The sequence below is a fragment of the Candidatus Sarmatiella mevalonica genome (genome assembly GCF_016751895.1).
Taxonomy (GTDB): Bacteria; Pseudomonadota; Alphaproteobacteria; order Rickettsiales; family Rickettsiaceae; genus Sarmatiella; species Sarmatiella mevalonica.
The window spans coordinates 1-16,243 of sequence record NZ_JACVVM010000026.1 but is presented as its reverse complement, the minus strand read 5'-3'; the positions used below and the strand labels follow the sequence as shown (position 1 = coordinate 16,243).

Annotated in this window: 17 protein-coding genes, 1 tRNA gene and 1 pseudogene; 10 read left to right on the top strand and 9 right to left on the bottom strand. The window is 37.2% G+C overall.

The genetic code is table 11. The features are described 5' to 3' along the window. Window positions 1-422 precede the first annotated feature (422 nt). From Sarmat_RS03255 to Sarmat_RS03235, 5 genes are all read right to left on the bottom strand, one after another. Window positions 423-1,547, bottom strand: a complete 1,125-nt coding sequence (locus Sarmat_RS03255) for an FtsW/RodA/SpoVE family cell cycle protein (RefSeq protein WP_202149407.1) — start codon at window positions 1,545-1,547, stop codon at window positions 423-425. 37 nt (window positions 1,548-1,584) lie between these two features. Further along, window positions 1,585-2,097: an inorganic diphosphatase gene (gene ppa / locus Sarmat_RS03250; protein ID WP_202149406.1), complete on the bottom strand. Its 513-nt coding sequence runs from the start codon at window positions 2,095-2,097 to the stop codon at window positions 1,585-1,587. A gap of 102 nt (window positions 2,098-2,199) precedes the next feature. Then, complete coding sequence (locus tag Sarmat_RS03245; RefSeq protein ID WP_202149405.1) at window positions 2,200-3,624, bottom strand: DASS family sodium-coupled anion symporter; 1,425 nt, start codon at window positions 3,622-3,624, stop codon at window positions 2,200-2,202. A 26-nt stretch (window positions 3,625-3,650) separates the two neighbouring features. Continuing rightward, complete coding sequence (locus Sarmat_RS03240; RefSeq protein WP_202149404.1) at window positions 3,651-4,085, bottom strand: type II toxin-antitoxin system RatA family toxin; 435 nt, start codon at window positions 4,083-4,085, stop codon at window positions 3,651-3,653. Between the two features lie 9 nt (window positions 4,086-4,094). Further along, window positions 4,095-4,784, bottom strand: coding sequence for a flagellar hook-basal body complex protein (locus Sarmat_RS03235; RefSeq protein ID WP_202149403.1), 690 nt, complete (start codon window positions 4,782-4,784; stop codon window positions 4,095-4,097). Between the two features lie 312 nt (window positions 4,785-5,096). On the opposite strand from Sarmat_RS03235, the gene Sarmat_RS03230 reads away from it, so the two are divergent. The 8 genes from Sarmat_RS03230 to Sarmat_RS03195 all read left to right on the top strand — a co-directional run bounded on the left by Sarmat_RS03230 (window position 5,097) and on the right by Sarmat_RS03195 (window position 12,174). Beyond that, window positions 5,097-5,636, top strand: a complete 540-nt coding sequence (locus tag Sarmat_RS03230; RefSeq protein WP_202149402.1) for a flagellar basal body-associated FliL family protein — start codon at window positions 5,097-5,099, stop codon at window positions 5,634-5,636. An 84-nt stretch (window positions 5,637-5,720) separates the two neighbouring features. Beyond that, window positions 5,721-6,743: a FliM/FliN family flagellar motor switch protein gene (locus tag Sarmat_RS03225; protein ID WP_202149401.1), complete on the top strand. Its 1,023-nt coding sequence runs from the start codon at window positions 5,721-5,723 to the stop codon at window positions 6,741-6,743. Window positions 6,744-6,797: 54 nt separating this feature from the next. Next, window positions 6,798-7,244 (top strand): hypothetical protein, encoded by a 447-nt coding sequence (locus Sarmat_RS03220; RefSeq protein WP_202149400.1) that lies wholly within the window; start codon window positions 6,798-6,800, stop codon window positions 7,242-7,244. An 18-nt stretch (window positions 7,245-7,262) separates the two neighbouring features. Further along, window positions 7,263-8,081 (top strand): MotE family protein, encoded by an 819-nt coding sequence (locus Sarmat_RS03215; protein ID WP_202149399.1) that lies wholly within the window; start codon window positions 7,263-7,265, stop codon window positions 8,079-8,081. A 123-nt stretch (window positions 8,082-8,204) separates the two neighbouring features. Continuing rightward, window positions 8,205-9,644, top strand: a complete 1,440-nt coding sequence (locus tag Sarmat_RS03210) for a 30S ribosomal protein S1 (protein ID WP_202149398.1) — start codon at window positions 8,205-8,207, stop codon at window positions 9,642-9,644. A gap of 208 nt (window positions 9,645-9,852) precedes the next feature. Further along, window positions 9,853-9,930 (top strand) — tRNA-Arg (locus Sarmat_RS03205). A gap of 217 nt (window positions 9,931-10,147) precedes the next feature. Beyond that, window positions 10,148-10,792, top strand: coding sequence for an epoxyqueuosine reductase QueH (locus tag Sarmat_RS03200; protein WP_202149397.1), 645 nt, complete (start codon window positions 10,148-10,150; stop codon window positions 10,790-10,792). A 662-nt stretch (window positions 10,793-11,454) separates the two neighbouring features. After that, window positions 11,455-12,174 (top strand): DNA alkylation repair protein, encoded by a 720-nt coding sequence (locus Sarmat_RS03195; protein ID WP_202149396.1) that lies wholly within the window; start codon window positions 11,455-11,457, stop codon window positions 12,172-12,174. Window positions 12,175-12,185: 11 nt separating this feature from the next. Here the strand turns inward: Sarmat_RS03195 and Sarmat_RS03190 are convergent, their stop codons facing one another. From Sarmat_RS03190 to mnmA, 3 genes are read right to left on the bottom strand one after another with little or no spacing between them, the layout of a single operon-like run. After that, complete coding sequence (locus Sarmat_RS03190) at window positions 12,186-13,028, bottom strand: FIG domain-containing protein (protein ID WP_202149395.1); 843 nt, start codon at window positions 13,026-13,028, stop codon at window positions 12,186-12,188. A 34-nt stretch (window positions 13,029-13,062) separates the two neighbouring features. Beyond that, window positions 13,063-13,689 carry an endonuclease III gene (nth, locus tag Sarmat_RS03185; protein ID WP_202149394.1) on the bottom strand — a complete coding sequence of 209 codons (627 nt, stop codon included), beginning with the start codon at window positions 13,687-13,689 and terminating at the stop codon, window positions 13,063-13,065. After that, window positions 13,679-14,752, bottom strand: coding sequence for a tRNA 2-thiouridine(34) synthase MnmA (gene mnmA, locus Sarmat_RS03180; RefSeq protein WP_202149393.1), 1,074 nt, complete (start codon window positions 14,750-14,752; stop codon window positions 13,679-13,681). Before mnmA ends, nth begins: the two co-directional genes overlap by 11 nt. Window positions 14,753-15,200: 448 nt before the next feature. On the opposite strand from mnmA, the gene Sarmat_RS07340 reads away from it, so the two are divergent. Together Sarmat_RS07340 and Sarmat_RS06835 are read left to right on the top strand one after the other, a co-directional pair. Continuing rightward, window positions 15,201-15,392 (top strand): hypothetical protein, encoded by a 192-nt coding sequence (locus Sarmat_RS07340; protein ID WP_202149392.1) that lies wholly within the window; start codon window positions 15,201-15,203, stop codon window positions 15,390-15,392. Between the two features lie 77 nt (window positions 15,393-15,469). Beyond that, window positions 15,470-15,665, top strand: a pseudogene (locus Sarmat_RS06835) (IS481 family transposase); the annotation flags it as partial. Window positions 15,666-15,926: 261 nt separating this feature from the next. On the opposite strand, the gene Sarmat_RS03170 reads toward Sarmat_RS06835, so the two are convergent. Then, window positions 15,927-16,243, bottom strand: a 317-nt coding sequence (locus tag Sarmat_RS03170; RefSeq protein WP_202149207.1) for a transposase, incomplete at its 5' end; no start/stop codon positions are given.

Here is a 16,243-nt window from a genome sequence, read left to right as displayed (position 1 = left end):
CGACTGCGATATGTAGGAATAGCAAAAAATCAATTTGCTGAATTTATGAATGCAATCTGTTTTAATTTAAAGCGTTTAACCGTCCTTGCTGCATAAAACAGGTAAAAATACATCTATTTAGGCTTATAACAAAACTAAAACAGCTAAAAATGAGATTAATTTCTGATTTGACTAAAAAACTATGCAGCTTTTAATAGCAAAATCCTTATAAAATCACTCAAACAAAAATTTTAACTACAAAATACAAAATTTTCTAAAATCTCATCTTACAACGGTCCCACTCTGTGTTTTTTTAAGTTAACTTACTTTCTTACTTACGCAGCAGCTCTAATCGATAGCTCTATACGGTCAGAATTTAAGATAGGATATTAGAATCGTTTTGCGCAGATTTTTTCCGCGTAGCCATGATCTACAAGGAAGGGTTAAAGTTCCAGGGAGCAGAATTGATATTGTTCATATCGCACGTTTTTACGTGTTAGCGAAAGCAGTATACCAAACCCAAAGCACATGCTTAGCATCGAAGACCCGCCATAGCTGATAAACGGTAGAGTCATCCCCTTAGTAGGTAATAGATTGAGCGTAACGCTGATATTAATGATAGTTTGTAGCGCGAATTGAGAGATGATGCCAGTAGCTGATATTTGAACGAATAAATCATCTATTTTAGTTAAATGCAATAAAACTCTAGTAATAATTAAAGCAAAGAGCCACATCATTATTAAACAAAATATCATACCAAATTCTTCACCCGCAACCGCGAAAATAAAATCAGTGTGAGCGTCTGGTATGATGCGTTTTATCACCCCCTCTCCAGGGCCAGTGCCATATATACCGCCTTTTTGAAATGCCAATAGAGATTTAACTACCTGATAGTTCGATTCTTGGTCATCTAAAAAAGCATTAATTCTCTGAGCAACGTGTGGAAATATGAAATATGCAACAAAAGCACAGCATATTGCTAGGGCAGCAAGGAGGGCATGCCAAAACATTGGCAAGCCTAGCACGAATAACTGGATAATAAAAACGCCGCTAATAACCACGAGCATTCCTATATCTGGTTGGATGAGCAGGAGCAGGGCAATGATGCAGTATATTGCAATATTTATAATAAACTTCCAACATATTGGTAGGGTGCTGGCGCAGATCATGCCCACAACGCAAGCGAAGCATGGTTTAATAAATTCCGATGGTTGAATGGAAAGCGGGCCCATATGCATCCAGCGTACTGCGCCTTTAAACTCATAACCAACAAATTTGACTAGCGAGAGTAGCAACAGGTTAATGCTAAAACCGATTAAAATGATTTTTATAATCATCTCTCGTTTACACATAGATAACGCAAACATTACTGATAGCCCTATGCCGATATAAGCTGTTTGTCGAGTAATGAAATAGTTTTTACTCAATCCTATCTTCACAGCTATTGCGCTGGAAGTGTAGATTAGCACTATATCTAGCAGCACAAGCAGCAAGACAGACCAAACAATCAGCCAATCTACAGATCTAACCCATGAAAATAATAGTAATTTTGGGGATCGATATTCCATTATATCAAGGCGTCATTCAATACAAAACTGTTTAGTGTTATATCAATGACTTCTTAGCAAGTTCTACCGCACGCTCTCGACCTTCCCAATTTTTAATTCGCACCCATTTGCCAGTTTCCAAATCTTTATAATGTGTAAAAAAATGCTCTATTTTCTTTTTCGATATAGGACATAAATCGTCTATATCATTTACTTTATCATATACCGGGTCTAATTTTTTAGTTGGTACGAGAATGAGTTTTTCATCCATACCGGATTCATCTTCCATCACCATCATTCCTACGATTTTTGTCTTCACCAATGCGCCAGCAACAACCTCGTGGTTTGAAATGAGTAGCGCGTCTAGAGGATCGCCGTCTTGACCGAGTGTACCAGGTAAAAAACCGTAGTTATAAGGGTAGCGCATTGCAACATTCAGAAAACGATCTACTCTTAAGGCACCAACTTCCTTGTCGAATTCATATTTGACTGGCTGTGAATTCATTGAGATTTCAACGAGTATCTGCGCTTCATTGTTGTCAAAATCATGTACTATCTGTTCGAGCTTCATAAGATAAAAGAATTGTTATATGCAATGAAAAAAAATAATCTAACTTCAACATACTATATAATTACTTATTCCAAGTAAAGTGGTGATTGTAAAAAGACAGTTTTAAGTGGGTATTAATCCTATCATTTTCCACCACGCAACTCCAAGACCTCCCCATATTATTATATGCACAAAGCTAATAATGAGCCCCACGCCCCACCAGCGCTTTATTGATATAAAGTTTGATCCAAAAAAGATAACTGCACCGGTAGAACCATAGTGGGTGAGCGTTGCAAACAAATTAGAGGCAAAGGCTAGCAGCAGCGCAGAAAAGAGGGGCGGCGCGCCTAGCATTACAGCTAATGCCAGACATGTAGAATACATTGCGCTTATGTGCGAGGTCATACTAGCAAAAAAGTAGTGGCTATAGAAGTATACCAGAGTTAATATAATTAAACCATGATATGCACTAAAGTGTCCAATGTGCGAAGATAAGATTGCACTGAACCATGCTATTATTTTATACTTTTGCATAGCTTGAGAAAGAGCCATCAGCACGGAGAGCCAAAGAAAGTTATGCCAAGCTTCGGATTCATGCAGTATGTCAGAGGTAGTGATGATTTGAGATACGAGCAGCAGCACCAAGCCTAACAATGCCGTAACAGTTGGATTAATGCCAAAATTGTCGCCAAATATCCATAAAAATAACATCAAACCAAATACTATAAGCACAATATACTCCTGATGTTGCATCTTACCTAAGTCTTGCAAATGTTTTTTTGCTAAAGCTTTGGCATTAGGTATAGCAGTGATTTTTGGTTTCATGAATATATATGAAATGTATGGCACAACCAATAAACTCACAAAGCCAGGTAATATGGCGGCCTTGGCCCAAGCGGCCCAGGTGATTTCTATACCTTGGTCTAACGCAATCTGCTGTATCATCAAGTTAGCAGCCATAGCCGTTAGAAACATTGCGCTAGTAATATAATTAGTATGGTATGCATTATATGCTAAAAAACCACCAAAGCTTTTATACCCTTGCGTATCCTTATTTGCGCCGCAATTATCTGTGATGGAAAGAAGCACTGGATAAATCATGCCTCCAGCTCTAGCTGCTGCACTTGGTATTACTGGGCAGATCAATAGTTCGGTAAATGTGAGTACGTAAGACAAAGTAAGAGTATGTCCTCCAAAAACGCTAATGAGTAAGTATGCTGCTCTAGTGCTCAAATGCGCCTTAATCATCGCTCTTGCGATACAAAAAACAAAAAGGATAAGCCATGTGACGCATGAGGAGAAGCCGGACAAAGCTTCATTCATAGGGAGAATTTTGCAAGCGGTGGCAATAGCCAGGCTCACTAGAGCTATTCCGCCCATTGGTAAGGGTTTAGTGATGAGGGCCACTATAGTAGACACAAAAAGTGCGAGGAGAGACCAAGCCTGATTGTCTAATGTTTCTGGGCGAGGTATGCAACAGATAATCGCCCCTACGCAGAAAGGTATGAGATATGCAAATAAAATTTTACTGTGTTTTTTAGGTGACATAAAGATGTTGTTGATAATGTGGTTAATTAGCTATGTTCTTTACACACTGTATGTATTCTATCGCTGAATAAATCAGTAATTTTAAATGTATAGTCTTTTAGGTAAGTAGCACATAACTTATTGATCAATTGCGAGTGAAAGTCAAGAGTGGCTTGGAATTTTAGCAAGGTGCCGCTTGGCTTATGGTCTAGAAAACTCCAGCAACCTGTTAGGCATTTGAGTTGGTCTGAAGTAGAGCGCATTCTAACATGGCATTCATCAATTTCAATTTCTGATCTATATTGCACGTCTATCGGCAAATTAATAAAGCAGTCTACCAGCATTTTGTCTGCGCTTTTACTTATGACTATAACTTTTTTAAGCCATGGTATAAAATTTGGATAGGATTCTACATCTAGTATACACTGCTTGATTGCCGATTTATTGTATGGAAAGTAACGCTCTTCATCGATATTAAACATAGTATTTATTTAGCGCGCGGAGATGAGTTTATCTACAGTTGATTTTTCCATGCTATTGAGGTTATTCACTAATTGTTCAGATAAAAGAACCATATTATGGCTCTGCTGCATTAATTCCATGGAGTGTATAGTAGATACATCGGAAATTAACAGAGAATTTGCCATGATTGTAGGATTAGCGACTGCGAATTCTAAACCGGAATCTTCTGCATAAAGATTATTACCTTCTCGTAACAACTTCGCTTCTTCTGGAAAGTCAAAGACCCCTATTATATCTATTCGCGTTCCGTCATAATAAACGCTGCCGTCGCTAGATATATCAATTAGTGTAATAGACGCGTTATTTGGTAGAGATATTGGTTGGTTGCCAGAATTTAATAAAAAGAAACCGTTCTTATTTACCATAAAATAATCGCTATTTATTAAAAATTCCCCATTGAGAGTATATCTTGGCCCTTGTGACGTGAGAACTTTAAAGTAGCCAGGGCCTGATATAGCAAGGTTAAGTCTATTTTTAGTATTCTTATATTGTGTCGTCATTTTTGGTTGATAAGACTCAGTCACTCGTACAAAATGATTGGAAGTTTTGCGGTGTTTTGTGCTAATTGGGCGAATAATAGGAGCGTTCTCGCGATATCCTATAGTATGCGCGTTAGCTAAGTTATTAGTAACCATCTCGGACGTGATTTTGCGAGCCATCCTGTTAGAAGTGAGTATGTATCGCGTGTTTGTGCTAGCATGTATTTCAGAACACAAGATGCAGGTAATAAAAAACAGGAGAATAGATATTTTCTTCCAGGTTGTGTGTTGAATCGTAGAAAACATTGCTTCGCGCTATAACAGGTTATAGTATGAGATGATAAAAATAAATTTAAATTATCTATAATTTGTATATTTATTTAAAATTCGAATACTAAGGTTCCAATTTCAATATACTTATATTATAATCTGTATGTAAAATAATAACAAGAAGCAATTTATTGGTCTTTAATTAATATTTGAGAATACAATATGTCTGATTTAGATCCAACAAAACAAAGCGCCCTGCTATCTGATATTGATCAGGAAAGAGAGAAGTATGAAGCCAAAAGTTTATTAATAAAAAAAATTAGTAGATATTTGATTATTGGCTTAGTGATATTTTTTATTTGCGTTGCGTTTTATGCATTGTTTATGAGAGGAAAAAGAACTGAGTTAGGTTTTGATAGTAATCGCTCAAATGAGCAGCAAGGTCATACCGCTAATATTTTAGTAATACCAACAATTACCACTGCAATTTATAGCGGCTCCTCCTCCGATCAAGAAAATGAAACGATTTCGTTAGCTTTAGCTCTTGAAGTTGTTGATAATGATGATTTGCAAGATTTGCGTGATAGAATACCAGAAATTTCTGATGCAGTGACGGTTTTTTTATCTCAAGTATATAAAAGTGATTTTAGTACTAGTCATGGAGTACAGATATTTAAGGAAGCGCTCTTTCTGTATTTGCGTAATCTGTTAAGTCCTTGTGAGATTAGAAATGTGTTGGTGACAAGTATGTCATTTCATTAGATTGCGTAATGAATTTATGTATCAGATTCTACTCATCAGAGTTTATATGTTTAAAGAATTGAGATTATTATTTCCTAGTAAATTATGAGTAAACAAAAACCAAAAACAACTCGCTTGCCCTCTATTAAACCTAAATCTAAGCCTAAGCGCCGATCTGAAGGGGTTATACAAGTAGATAGTAGTACTCAGCGTTTGAATATCAAGCAGTTTTTAGATCAGTCTTTGCAGGCTTATAAGAAGTTACCGATGCTCAATACTATTTTTGAGCGTTTTTTGCAGATTCTATCCTCGTCTTTGCGTAGCATGACTCTTGAATCTATGGAGTTTAGTGGCGATAGATATAAAACTACCAGATTTTCTGAATATGTAGAGCATTTGCAGATGAATTCTACGGTGGTAGTGTTTAAGATAGTGGAGTTAGATAATTTTGGTTTGTTGGTGCTAGATGATTTATTAGTAAATAATTTTATTTACCTACTGTTGGGTGGGAAGTTAATAGATAAAAAGATACCTTATAAACCTAGTCATAATAGATCTCTTACTTTAATAGAGCAGGGCATTATTTATAAACTTGCGGAGATGATGTTGGGTGATTTAGCTAGCGCATTTGAGCAAGTATATGCCGTTTCCATAGTTTTTCAGAAATTTGAGTCTGTTAATAATTTAGCAACCTTAGCTAAAGATAGCGACCATATCGCTCTGTTTGATGTAAATATTGATATTGCTGGCAATAAACAGGGAGCTGCAATAGTAATACCATACAAAACTCTCGAGCCCATTAAGAAGCGTTTGCAACATGTGTTTTTTGATAAGGCAGAAGATCAGAGTAGTTGGAGCGATGTGTTGTTACGATCAATGCAAGATATGCATCTAGATTTAGATGTTGTATTGATGAGCAAAAAGATATTGCTGCAAAGTTTGTTACGTAATTTGAAAGTGGGTAATACTATAGTAACAGACCATCACGTGAATCAAGAAATGATAGTAAGATCTTCTGGTGTGGAGATATGCTATGGTAAGATCGGTAAGGTGCAAGATGTGATGGCTGTAGTTATTACTTCTTTGGGAGATAAAAATAGTGATATTAAAGGTGATTTGAAGATTTGACATAGAAGGATTTGACATAGATTTAATATTGATGGGATGGTATGAGAGTCTGATATGGAAAGCATTGGTTGGGTGATTGATTTTATTTTATGTATCGCTGTTTGTTTTTGTGGATTTTATGTTTTTAAACTCTATAAGAATATTGAACTTTTAAATGAGAGCAAGAAGGAATTTGGAAAGATGATTAACATGTTCTCCGCAAGCGTGGAAAAGTCGGAGCGTTGTTTATCTGAGCTGAACCAAGCCAAGGATTTAAAAGATCTACAACGTCTTATAGAAGACGCTCATAGGGTTGCTACTATCTTAGAATCAGCGAGTTTGCAGGCTAAAGAGTTAATAGATCAACTAGGAGATACTGGCGATAAAATGAGCGACGTTGAGGCGAAGAACAATAAGGTTGAAGAGAAGTTGAAAAAGAAAACGCAAAATAATAAGATTTCTCTCACGCAGAAAGATTATTATGATTTATTACCTAAAATCACAAAGACACCTTCAGATTAAATAAGAATCTTTTAATTTATGAAAACAAAATTTCTACATATAATGTTAACCGCTATAGGACTTTTGCTGATTACGAAAATGGTTACTACCTTTATGAGTTTTCGTCAAGGCGTTGCAGATAAGTGGAATGATACTCATATGCGAGCGAGCGCGTCTGATACAACAAGCTCGAAGAAGGCGCGTCAAGTAGAAGCGAAGATACCAGTTGATAGCAAGGGCGCCTCGCGTCTTACTAAAACAAAAGAAGGGGGGCGGAGCAAGAATAGCTTGGAGACGGAGAACAAACAGGATGTGCAGGAGTTAGATGAAAAGGATGCGCAGGATGCACAAAAGACTAGCGACACTAAGGAGGTGGATGTGAAAGATTTTATGCAAAAGAATCGGACTAATTTAGGTACGCAGGAAGTGCTGTTGCTCAATGCCTTGATGCGCATGCAGCAGGATATGGAGCAAAGACAGCAGGCTATGGACAATAAAACTAAAGTATTAGAAGCTACTAAAAAATCTGTCGAGCAGCAGGTTGCGCAACTACAAGAGTTGCGAGCGCAAATTGATGGTATCGTGAACAAACAGCAAGCTGGCCATGAGCAGCAGATTCAAAGTTTAGTGAAGGTATATGAGAACATGAGGCCTAAGGAGGCGGCTCTTATTTTTAATCAAATGGAAGTAGCGGTTTTGGTAGAGCTAATCAAGTATATGAAAGAAGCAAAAGTGGCTGCGATTTTATCTTATATGAATCCCATGAAGGCGAGAGATTTATCAATCAGATTAATTGACAACCAAGATAAGGCTTTGGATAAAAAAAATGCTAAAGTTGCGCAACCCTTAGAGAATTGACATAAATAGCATGTTGGCTTATAATTCTTACGTAGCTCATTGAGCTCATTAGCTTTTGTTTGCATTATGTGCAAGAAGCTATACATACGAACTTCGTTTCCCTTAATTAGTTTTATCTTTTCTATGCATCCTAAAAAACGTTTCGTCAATTTACCTTTTGACACATCCTTTGCCCAAGATCAAAATTTCGAAGATCTTCTGAATAGCGTGAGCGGTGAACATCTAAAAGAAGGGTCAGTTGTGAAGGGCCAGGTTGTAACGGTTGATCGTGATGCGGTAGTGGTGGATGTTGGTTTGAAGAATGAGGGGCGTATTGCTATCCAAGAATTTACCACTGGTGGTAGAACCACACCGGTTCCTGGAGACGTGGTGGATGTATACATCGACAAACTTGAAGGTAGAAATGGTAGAACAATCATCAGTCGCGAAAAAGCTCTGCGTGAAGAGTATTGGGGTACGTTGGAAACTATGTACAAGAACCAAGAGTTGGTGAATGGTGTTATTACTAGGCGCGTTAAGGGTGGCTTTAGCGTCGATTTATCTGGAGTACATGCGTTCTTGCCTGGCAGCCAGGTGGATGTGAGGCCTATAGATATATCCGGTATGTTTGGCGTTTCTCAAGCGTTTAAAATTCTAACAATGGATCATAGTACCCATAATATCGTTGTTTCTCGCAAAAGTATTGTTGAAGCTTCTATGCAACATGCAAGAGGCGAGATGCTAGAGCATGTGCAGGAAGGGCAGATATTGGAAGGTAAGGTTAAAAATATTACAGATTATGGTGCTTTCATAGATTTAGGTGCCGTAGATGGCTTATTGCATTTAACAGATATTTCGTGGAGCAAAATTCATCATCCCTCAGAGGTTTTGCGTATAGGTCAAGATATTAAGGTATTAGTTATTAAGTTTGATAAAGAAAGTGGAAGGATTTCGCTTGGTGTAAAACAGCTAGATGATGCTCCTTGGCGTGAGATAGAAAAATTATTCCCGGTTGGTACTAAGCTTATGGGTAGGGTGTCGAATTTTACAGATTATGGTGTGTTTGTAGAGTTGAAGGATGGCATCGAAGGATTAGTGCATAGCAGAGAAATTAGCTGGACAAAACCTGATCGCAGCTATAAGAAAATGTTTAATATTGGTCAGTCAGTTGAGGTGTTAGTGCTGAATATTGATAGTAAAGATCATAAAATTTCTTTAAGCATCAAGCGCTGTTCTCATAATCCTCTGCAAGACTATGTGGCGCAGCATCCTATTGGAACTGAAGTGAGTACAAAAGTAAGAAAGGTATCGGAAAATAATATTTTTGTGCAGTTAGTTGATGGGATTCAGGGTAGAATCAATAGATCAGAGATTATATCTATTACTGGCGCTGATGGTGATATTAGCAAGCATTTTCAGAAAGATCAGTTATTAAATACCGTTGTATTAAGTTATGATCAGAAGGATGACTATGTATCTCTTGGGATAGCTGGAGTTTCTTCGGTGGCATCGCCAGCTTCTCATGCTTGCTCCTTGGATAGCGCAGAGCAAGATCGGGAAGACGTGCAGCAGGAGATTTTATAGCAGATGGTGTTATGCTCGAGGCGTAATTCTATGGAGTATATGTGGTATATAATATAGTGTGTGGTATGTATGTATAGTAATTTAGGTTAAATTAGGCATTTTAACAAAGCAAGCAATAGCATCATGAAGTTGTGTAAAATTTGCTTATTTTTGATTTTTATGATAGCAGATTTTTATGATAGCAAGAGATTATGTCTAATTTTATAGAGGGGCTGTAGCTTCAGTTGGATAGAGCAAGCGATTCCTAATCGCTAGGTCGAAGGTTCGAATCCTTTCAGTCCCACCATGGTGCGTAAAGTTAATCAGCATTAGGCACGTGAATATGCTAGAATATGCTATTTTGTTGAAATATTTATAGCTTTATTGGTTTTTATTCTCATAGATCGCACGCATCTTTCTCTCGGTAAAACTCATTTTTATAGATCTCGCTTTGTATTTATCGCATATTGCATTTGTATGCGCATTAATTGTATTTGTATCGCGCATTAATATATTGAGAGTTCATGCAAATTTCTGATTTTTTACCAAATTACCATCTACATCAGAGCAATAAGCTGTTGCTGCACTCATGTTGTGCGCCGTGTATGGGGCCATTAGTTGAAACAATATTAAGTCATGATATTCAACTTACTATTCTATTTTATAATCCTAATATTCATCCTAAAAAGGAATATGAACTTAGGAAAAATGAAAATATCAGGTTCTCCGAAAAAATGCGAGTTCCTTTTGTTGATTTAGATTATGATGTACAGGATTGGTTTGTGCGCGCTAAGGGTATGGAGCGCGAGCCTGAGCGTGGCGTAAGATGCTCTATGTGTTTTGAAATGCGTTTTTATCGTACAGCTCTTTATGCATTTGAGAATGATTTTAATGTGATTACAAGCTCTTTGGGTATATCTAGATGGAAAAATATGCTGCAAGTAAATGAAGCTGGGCAGAAGGCCGTGTCTTATTATCCTAATTTATACTATTCTACGTACAATTGGCGTAAGGGTGGTGGCGCGAGCAGAATGTATGAAATTGCTAAAAAAGAAAATTTTTATAAACAAGAGTATTGTGGATGCATATATTCTCTTCGAGATACTAATGAGTGGCGTAGAGAAAAGGGAAGGGAGGAAATTGAGATTGGATGTGAATTTTATCGTTAGATTTTTTACACCTATAGAAATCAAGATTTGCACTTTGTTTTGATGGTGAGTGCAAATGATGGTTATGGTGTTCAGATAAATTAGGGCTGCTATAGTAAATTAACTTGAGGTACAAGGTAAAGAACTGATTTAAAACTTCATAAAGATCAAAAGAAGAATTTGATATTTCAACGAGTAAGCTTGAGCTAGAATGGTAACAAAAGGTTATAAATAAGTATAGAGACGTGGAAGGAGGGTTTATGTTTGGGATTGATGACGCAAGGGTTTGTAGAATTATAAAGACATTAGAACCATTGCTCGCCAGAATTGTTGCTATCGAAAAGAATAAGGATGTTATCTTATGAAGAAACTGCGCAACTGATAGATGTTACAGAATAGGTGATAGAAAGGCCAAGGCAAAAGTATAAAAGTTGAAAATATTATCGCTCAACTTAAAAACTTTCGCATTTTATCGAATCATTACCGTAATAAACGCAAGGCGTATAACTTAAAGTTTAATATTATAGCTGGAATTATTAATTTCAAAAATAGATTTTATAATAAAGCATTAGCGGCATAAGAACACATCAGCTCTACACCTAACATACTCTGTGTTTTTTTAAGTTCGTAACTTACTTTCTTACGCAACCTATTTATTATTACGTTTATGCTTAATATCGTTTATGCTTAATATAACTCAAGATGCGACTCAAGATGCGAAACATGCGCTCATTGCCGCTATCGACTCAACCCCACAGAAATCATCCAGATTTTTTAAAGTAAAAAGCGGTGATTATGCACAGCACGATCAATTTCTCGGCATTACTGTTCCAACTTTAAGAAGAGTTGCGAAGCAGTTTGCTACAGTTCTTTCCCTCATGGATCTGAAAATATTAATAAAGTCTCCTATAAATGAAGAACGATTGTTTGCATTGATAATATTAGTGCAACACTATAATAGTGGTGATGAGGGGCATAGAGAAGAGATTTATAGATTCTATATTAATAATATTAGTTATATTAATAATTGGAATTTAGTAGATAGTTCAGCGCATCTCATATTGGGAGCTCATTTATTTAAACGAGACCCAACTATGCTCGAAAATTTAGCGCGCTCGCAAAATTTATGGGAGCGTAGAATTGCAATCGTTGCCACTTGGTATTTTATTCGCGAATCACAACTAGACTGGACTTTTAGAATAGCTAAATTATTACAAACAGATCATCATGATTTGATACACAAAGCAGTTGGCTGGATGTTACGCGAAGCTGGAAAAAAAGATGAAGAGCGCCTTATATCTTTTCTTAATGAGAATGGGCGGCAAATGCCAGCGGTTATGCTTCGCCATGCTATGGAAAGATTACCGCTATCTAAGAGGTGCGAAATCAAGAAATACAAATGACATAATGAATATTATGGAAAATAACTATCAATATTAGCAATTCTAAAGATATTATTCGAATTTTTGTATACGGCTCCAGCTTCTTTGGCAAAAAGTTTTGCTGCAATTTGAAAATAACAGTTTTCATTATCAGAGTAATGTTCTATCAAGTCTATTTGAGACTTAAGTAACAAAGATAAATGATACATAGGAGATAAGCAGTTAATTATATTGCGCGTCTTTGGTATCACATCAGGATCAACGTTTGGGTTATTTGATCCATGTGTATCATAAACAGCACTATAGATTAAGCCCTCTTCTCTCTTATTATTATGAAGTGTAAGCTTTACCGCCTCACTGCGCATTCCTAATTTTTCCATAGCCACGCCTTTGCCTATACTGGTATAGTATATTTCATCTAGTATAGGTAGATAAAATAAGGAGTGAGTAGCCACAAGCTCAAAGTTATTGATGGTATGGTCATTATTTATCATTGCCTCTGACCTTATAACCTTGCTTACAGATAACGCAAAAAATGGCAAAGCTCTAGCAAAGTTTGTTGGGGAATCTAATGGTTCAATGATTAAAAATGAGTCTCCTAAACTATGCGTACTCACATTTGGTAGCTCACTCGCTAAAACTACGTCTTCTGCCAGAGCCTGCGCTAAATCTTGATAAGCCTTAATAATCGCTCTTTGCAAAAATCCCTTAGAAGATGCGCTAGTAGCAGATTGCATCGATTCCAACTCAAACCAATCGCGCTTCAAGCCGCGTGCTACATTGCGCGTTTCTAAGATGAATCTATGCAGAGTTGCGTCATTAATATTAAATCTATTATGCAGATTATGCTTATGCCTATTATTGGAATTTTTCATTATATTCTAAGTAACTTCAAGTTTTTGTCAATTTTTACATTTGCCTTTTGCATAAATGTGATACGATGCACTGGTAGCATTGTGGCGATTGTGCTTTGCACACATACCTACCATGTAGCACAAGCCAGTGGTGTGCATTAATAAGGTATTTTTTTGGTATCAATTTCATCAAATCATCTTCCACTTTACGCACAGTTTTGGCGTTAGTTAAACCTATTCTCCTACTTACGCGAAACACATGAGTGTCTACCGCCACTACCGGGCTTTGGTAAATGGTATTAAGTATCACATTTGCGCTTTTTCTAAAAACCCCTGGTAACGTGATAAGATCTTCGAGGTTATTTGGTACAACGCTATTGTATTTTTCTATTAGTATTGCAGAAGAATTAATAATATATCTAGCCTTAGAGCGAAACAACCCAATCCTATTTATAAATGGTATCAGCCCCTCTATTCCTAACTCTAACATTTTTGATGGGGTATCATATACCGCAAAAAGCGACGGAGTGCATTGGTTCACAACTTTGTCCATCGCTCTGGCGGACAGAACTACAGCTACGAGTAGAGTAAAGGCATTAGTATAATGCAATTCAATCTTTGGATTTGCGTTAGATTTTGCAAACTCAGAAAATAATTGCTCTATAGTTGCTTTATCTAACAATCCAACCTCCACCCATTACCCTCGTACCAGAGTATATTACGCATGCCTGACCTGGTGCAACCCCCTTTTCGGCTACAGATAGCGTAACTTGCGCTTCTCTATCGCTAGTTTTAATAATGGTTGCCGGCATTTTAGCCTTTGTAGAACGAATTTTGACTTCGAAGACACCATCGCAACAATTCTCGGTGGCAAGCCAATTCAAATCTTTAATATTAAAAGAATGCTTTTCTAACGCTTGTTCGGGACCAACCCAAACTATAGCCCTTTCCGGATCTATTTTAACTACATACAATGGATGAGCAAATGCTACTCCCACTCCCCTTCTCTGCCCTATGGTATAGTTAATAACACCCTGATGGGCGCCAAGCTCAAAGCCGTCAATATGCATAATCAGCCCTGGGCGCTGCGCATCTGGTTTGTAAGCAAGAATAGTATCGCGATATTTACCATCTGGTACAAAACATATATCTTGGCTATCGGGCTTATCTGCTATAGGTAATTCAAACTGCTCTGCCATTTTTCTTGTTTCTTCTTTTGAAAAATTACCTAATGGAAAATCCAAAAAATCAAGTTGTTCTTTGGTAGTAGCGAACAAGAAATAACTTTGGTCTTTACGCTCGCATTTACCCATATGTAGTTCATATCCATGCTGCCCCATGAGTTTTCTCACATAATGACCAGTATAAAGCTTGGTTGCGCCTAGCTGCTTCGCCATTTCAACTAAATCATAAAATTTAACCGATTGGTTGCAGCGTACGCATGGCAGTGGAGTTTCGCCTCTAACATAGCTCTCAACAAAATCGTCTATCACTGAGGCTTTGAATCTGCTCTCATAGTCCAGCACATAATGAGGAATCTGTAAGGTATCTGCTACTGTTTTAGCGTCATATATATCTTGACCAGCGCAGCACGCGCCTTTTTTATTCAGCGCTACGCCGTGATCATACAATTGGAGCGTAATACCTATCAATTCATCATACTCACCGCGTTGTTTTAATAAAGCTGCTACCGTTGAACTATCCACCCCTCCAGACATAGCAACAACCGCGCGCTTTGTGCTCATAACAATTTTTTATATTTTATGATATCGATAATATAATAATTCGCTCTATATTTTATTCAGTATTTGCTATGGATGCAATAGACCTCTTCTACAAACTCTAGTTATGATGACAACTGTGACGACGCCGTCGATGCGCGAGCCCTCACTTAACTTCATGTACGCTCAGGTTCTGTACTTCGTATATTCCTTGCATTTGCTCTTAATTGAGCGAGTTTGGAAAATGATCTAATGAAGAACTGTTTTTTAGAAACAGTAATGCCCCAAAAATAGGGCCAGTTAAAGACGGACTTTTTAGATGTTATAAACAATATAGAGCTGTTGCGTAAATAATCTTAAAAAGATTCTTGGATGTTTTCTGGTTTTCTGATTTTTGTGTACGATATTGCTATATGTGGAGTAGTGTTCGATCCCAGAAAATAATGGTGTATACTATGAAGAGAAAAATCTTATGGGACAAATATTACACGCGAATGCCAGAACAACGGAGGCAATCCGTAGAGAGATCCGTGATAGTAAAGAGAGCATAGAGAAAGCGGCTAAAAGATTTAATGTTAACCCAAAAACAATAGACCTCTTGCATAACCTATTCCGTGGGGTAATTTTGTTGTCACAACTCCTTTGCGCTCCTCACATACTCTAGTATGCCGCGGCGCTCAACATCATTTTTCTTAAAAATTCCTCTTTCATTTTTAGGTTATGCAAGAGGTCTAATGTTAACCCAAAACAATCATCAAGTGGAGAAAAAGAGAAGATACGCAAGACCTTCCGATGGGTCCTAAGAAGATAAAATCAACAGTACTCTCTGAAGCTGAAGAAGAATCTATAGTCGCATTCAGAAAGATGACGGAATTACCTTTGGATGATGTTGTATAGCTTACAAGAAACGTCCACATTTAGCAGATCAAGCCTTCATTAGACCTCTTTCCTAACTCTACTCCTGATGGCAACTGTGGCGACGCTGTCGATGCTCGAGTCCTCACGTACTTCATGTACGCTGCGGTTCTGTGCTTCGTATACTCCTCACATTTGCTCTTAATTGAGCGAGTTTCGAAAGAGATCTATTGTTGCCTAAAGCGTAATGGCTGCTCTGTATTGCCTAAAAAAGAAATATCTACCTTTGCTGATAAATAGAAATTCAAGCAATATCCAATTGGATATTTTCATATATAGTAAATTAATTTGAGGTAGCGTATTTAAAAAAGAAAGATAACGAAGCAAAAAGACTCTGAAAGTCAGAAATTTTCTGCTTAACCCATCGCTTCATATTAGCCCAAAATTTCTCTATTGGGTTAAAATCAGGTGAATAAGGAGGAAGAAAAATTACCTTACAACCAACAGATTCAATGAGATCTTTTGTCTTTTGTGATCTATGAAATGCAGCGTTATCCATTATCACAACTTGCCCAGCTTTTAGCTCTTTGATCAAGAATTGCTCTACCCAGCTTTCGAATAGCTGGGTATTACATGAACCATTAAATACCATAGGAGCTA

Coding starts and splice junctions, on each gene's coding strand:
- Sarmat_RS03240 (WP_202149404.1), bottom strand. CDS start 4,085: ATGTTTAATATCGATGAAGAGCGTTACTTTCCATACAATAAATCGGCA.
- Sarmat_RS03245 (WP_202149405.1), bottom strand. CDS start 3,624: ATGTCACCTAAAAAACACAGTAAAATTTTATTTGCATATCTCATACCT.
- Sarmat_RS03190 (WP_202149395.1), bottom strand. CDS start 13,028: ATGAAAAATTCCAATAATAGGCATAAGCATAATCTGCATAATAGATTT.
- Sarmat_RS03200 (WP_202149397.1), top strand. CDS start 10,148: ATGCAAATTTCTGATTTTTTACCAAATTACCATCTACATCAGAGCAAT.
- ppa (WP_202149406.1), bottom strand. CDS start 2,097: ATGAAGCTCGAACAGATAGTACATGATTTTGACAACAATGAAGCGCAG.
- Sarmat_RS03255 (WP_202149407.1), bottom strand. CDS start 1,547: ATGGAATATCGATCCCCAAAATTACTATTATTTTCATGGGTTAGATCT.
- Sarmat_RS03210 (WP_202149398.1), top strand. CDS start 8,205: ATGCATCCTAAAAAACGTTTCGTCAATTTACCTTTTGACACATCCTTT.
- Sarmat_RS03235 (WP_202149403.1), bottom strand. CDS start 4,784: ATGGCTCGCAAAATCACGTCCGAGATGGTTACTAATAACTTAGCTAAC.
- Sarmat_RS03215 (WP_202149399.1), top strand. CDS start 7,263: ATGAAAACAAAATTTCTACATATAATGTTAACCGCTATAGGACTTTTG.
- Sarmat_RS03225 (WP_202149401.1), top strand. CDS start 5,721: ATGAGTAAACAAAAACCAAAAACAACTCGCTTGCCCTCTATTAAACCT.
- Sarmat_RS03230 (WP_202149402.1), top strand. CDS start 5,097: ATGTCTGATTTAGATCCAACAAAACAAAGCGCCCTGCTATCTGATATT.
- mnmA (WP_202149393.1), bottom strand. CDS start 14,752: ATGAGCACAAAGCGCGCGGTTGTTGCTATGTCTGGAGGGGTGGATAGT.
- Sarmat_RS07340 (WP_202149392.1), top strand. CDS start 15,201: ATGGGACAAATATTACACGCGAATGCCAGAACAACGGAGGCAATCCGT.
- Sarmat_RS03220 (WP_202149400.1), top strand. CDS start 6,798: ATGGAAAGCATTGGTTGGGTGATTGATTTTATTTTATGTATCGCTGTT.
- Sarmat_RS03195 (WP_202149396.1), top strand. CDS start 11,455: ATGCTTAATATAACTCAAGATGCGACTCAAGATGCGAAACATGCGCTC.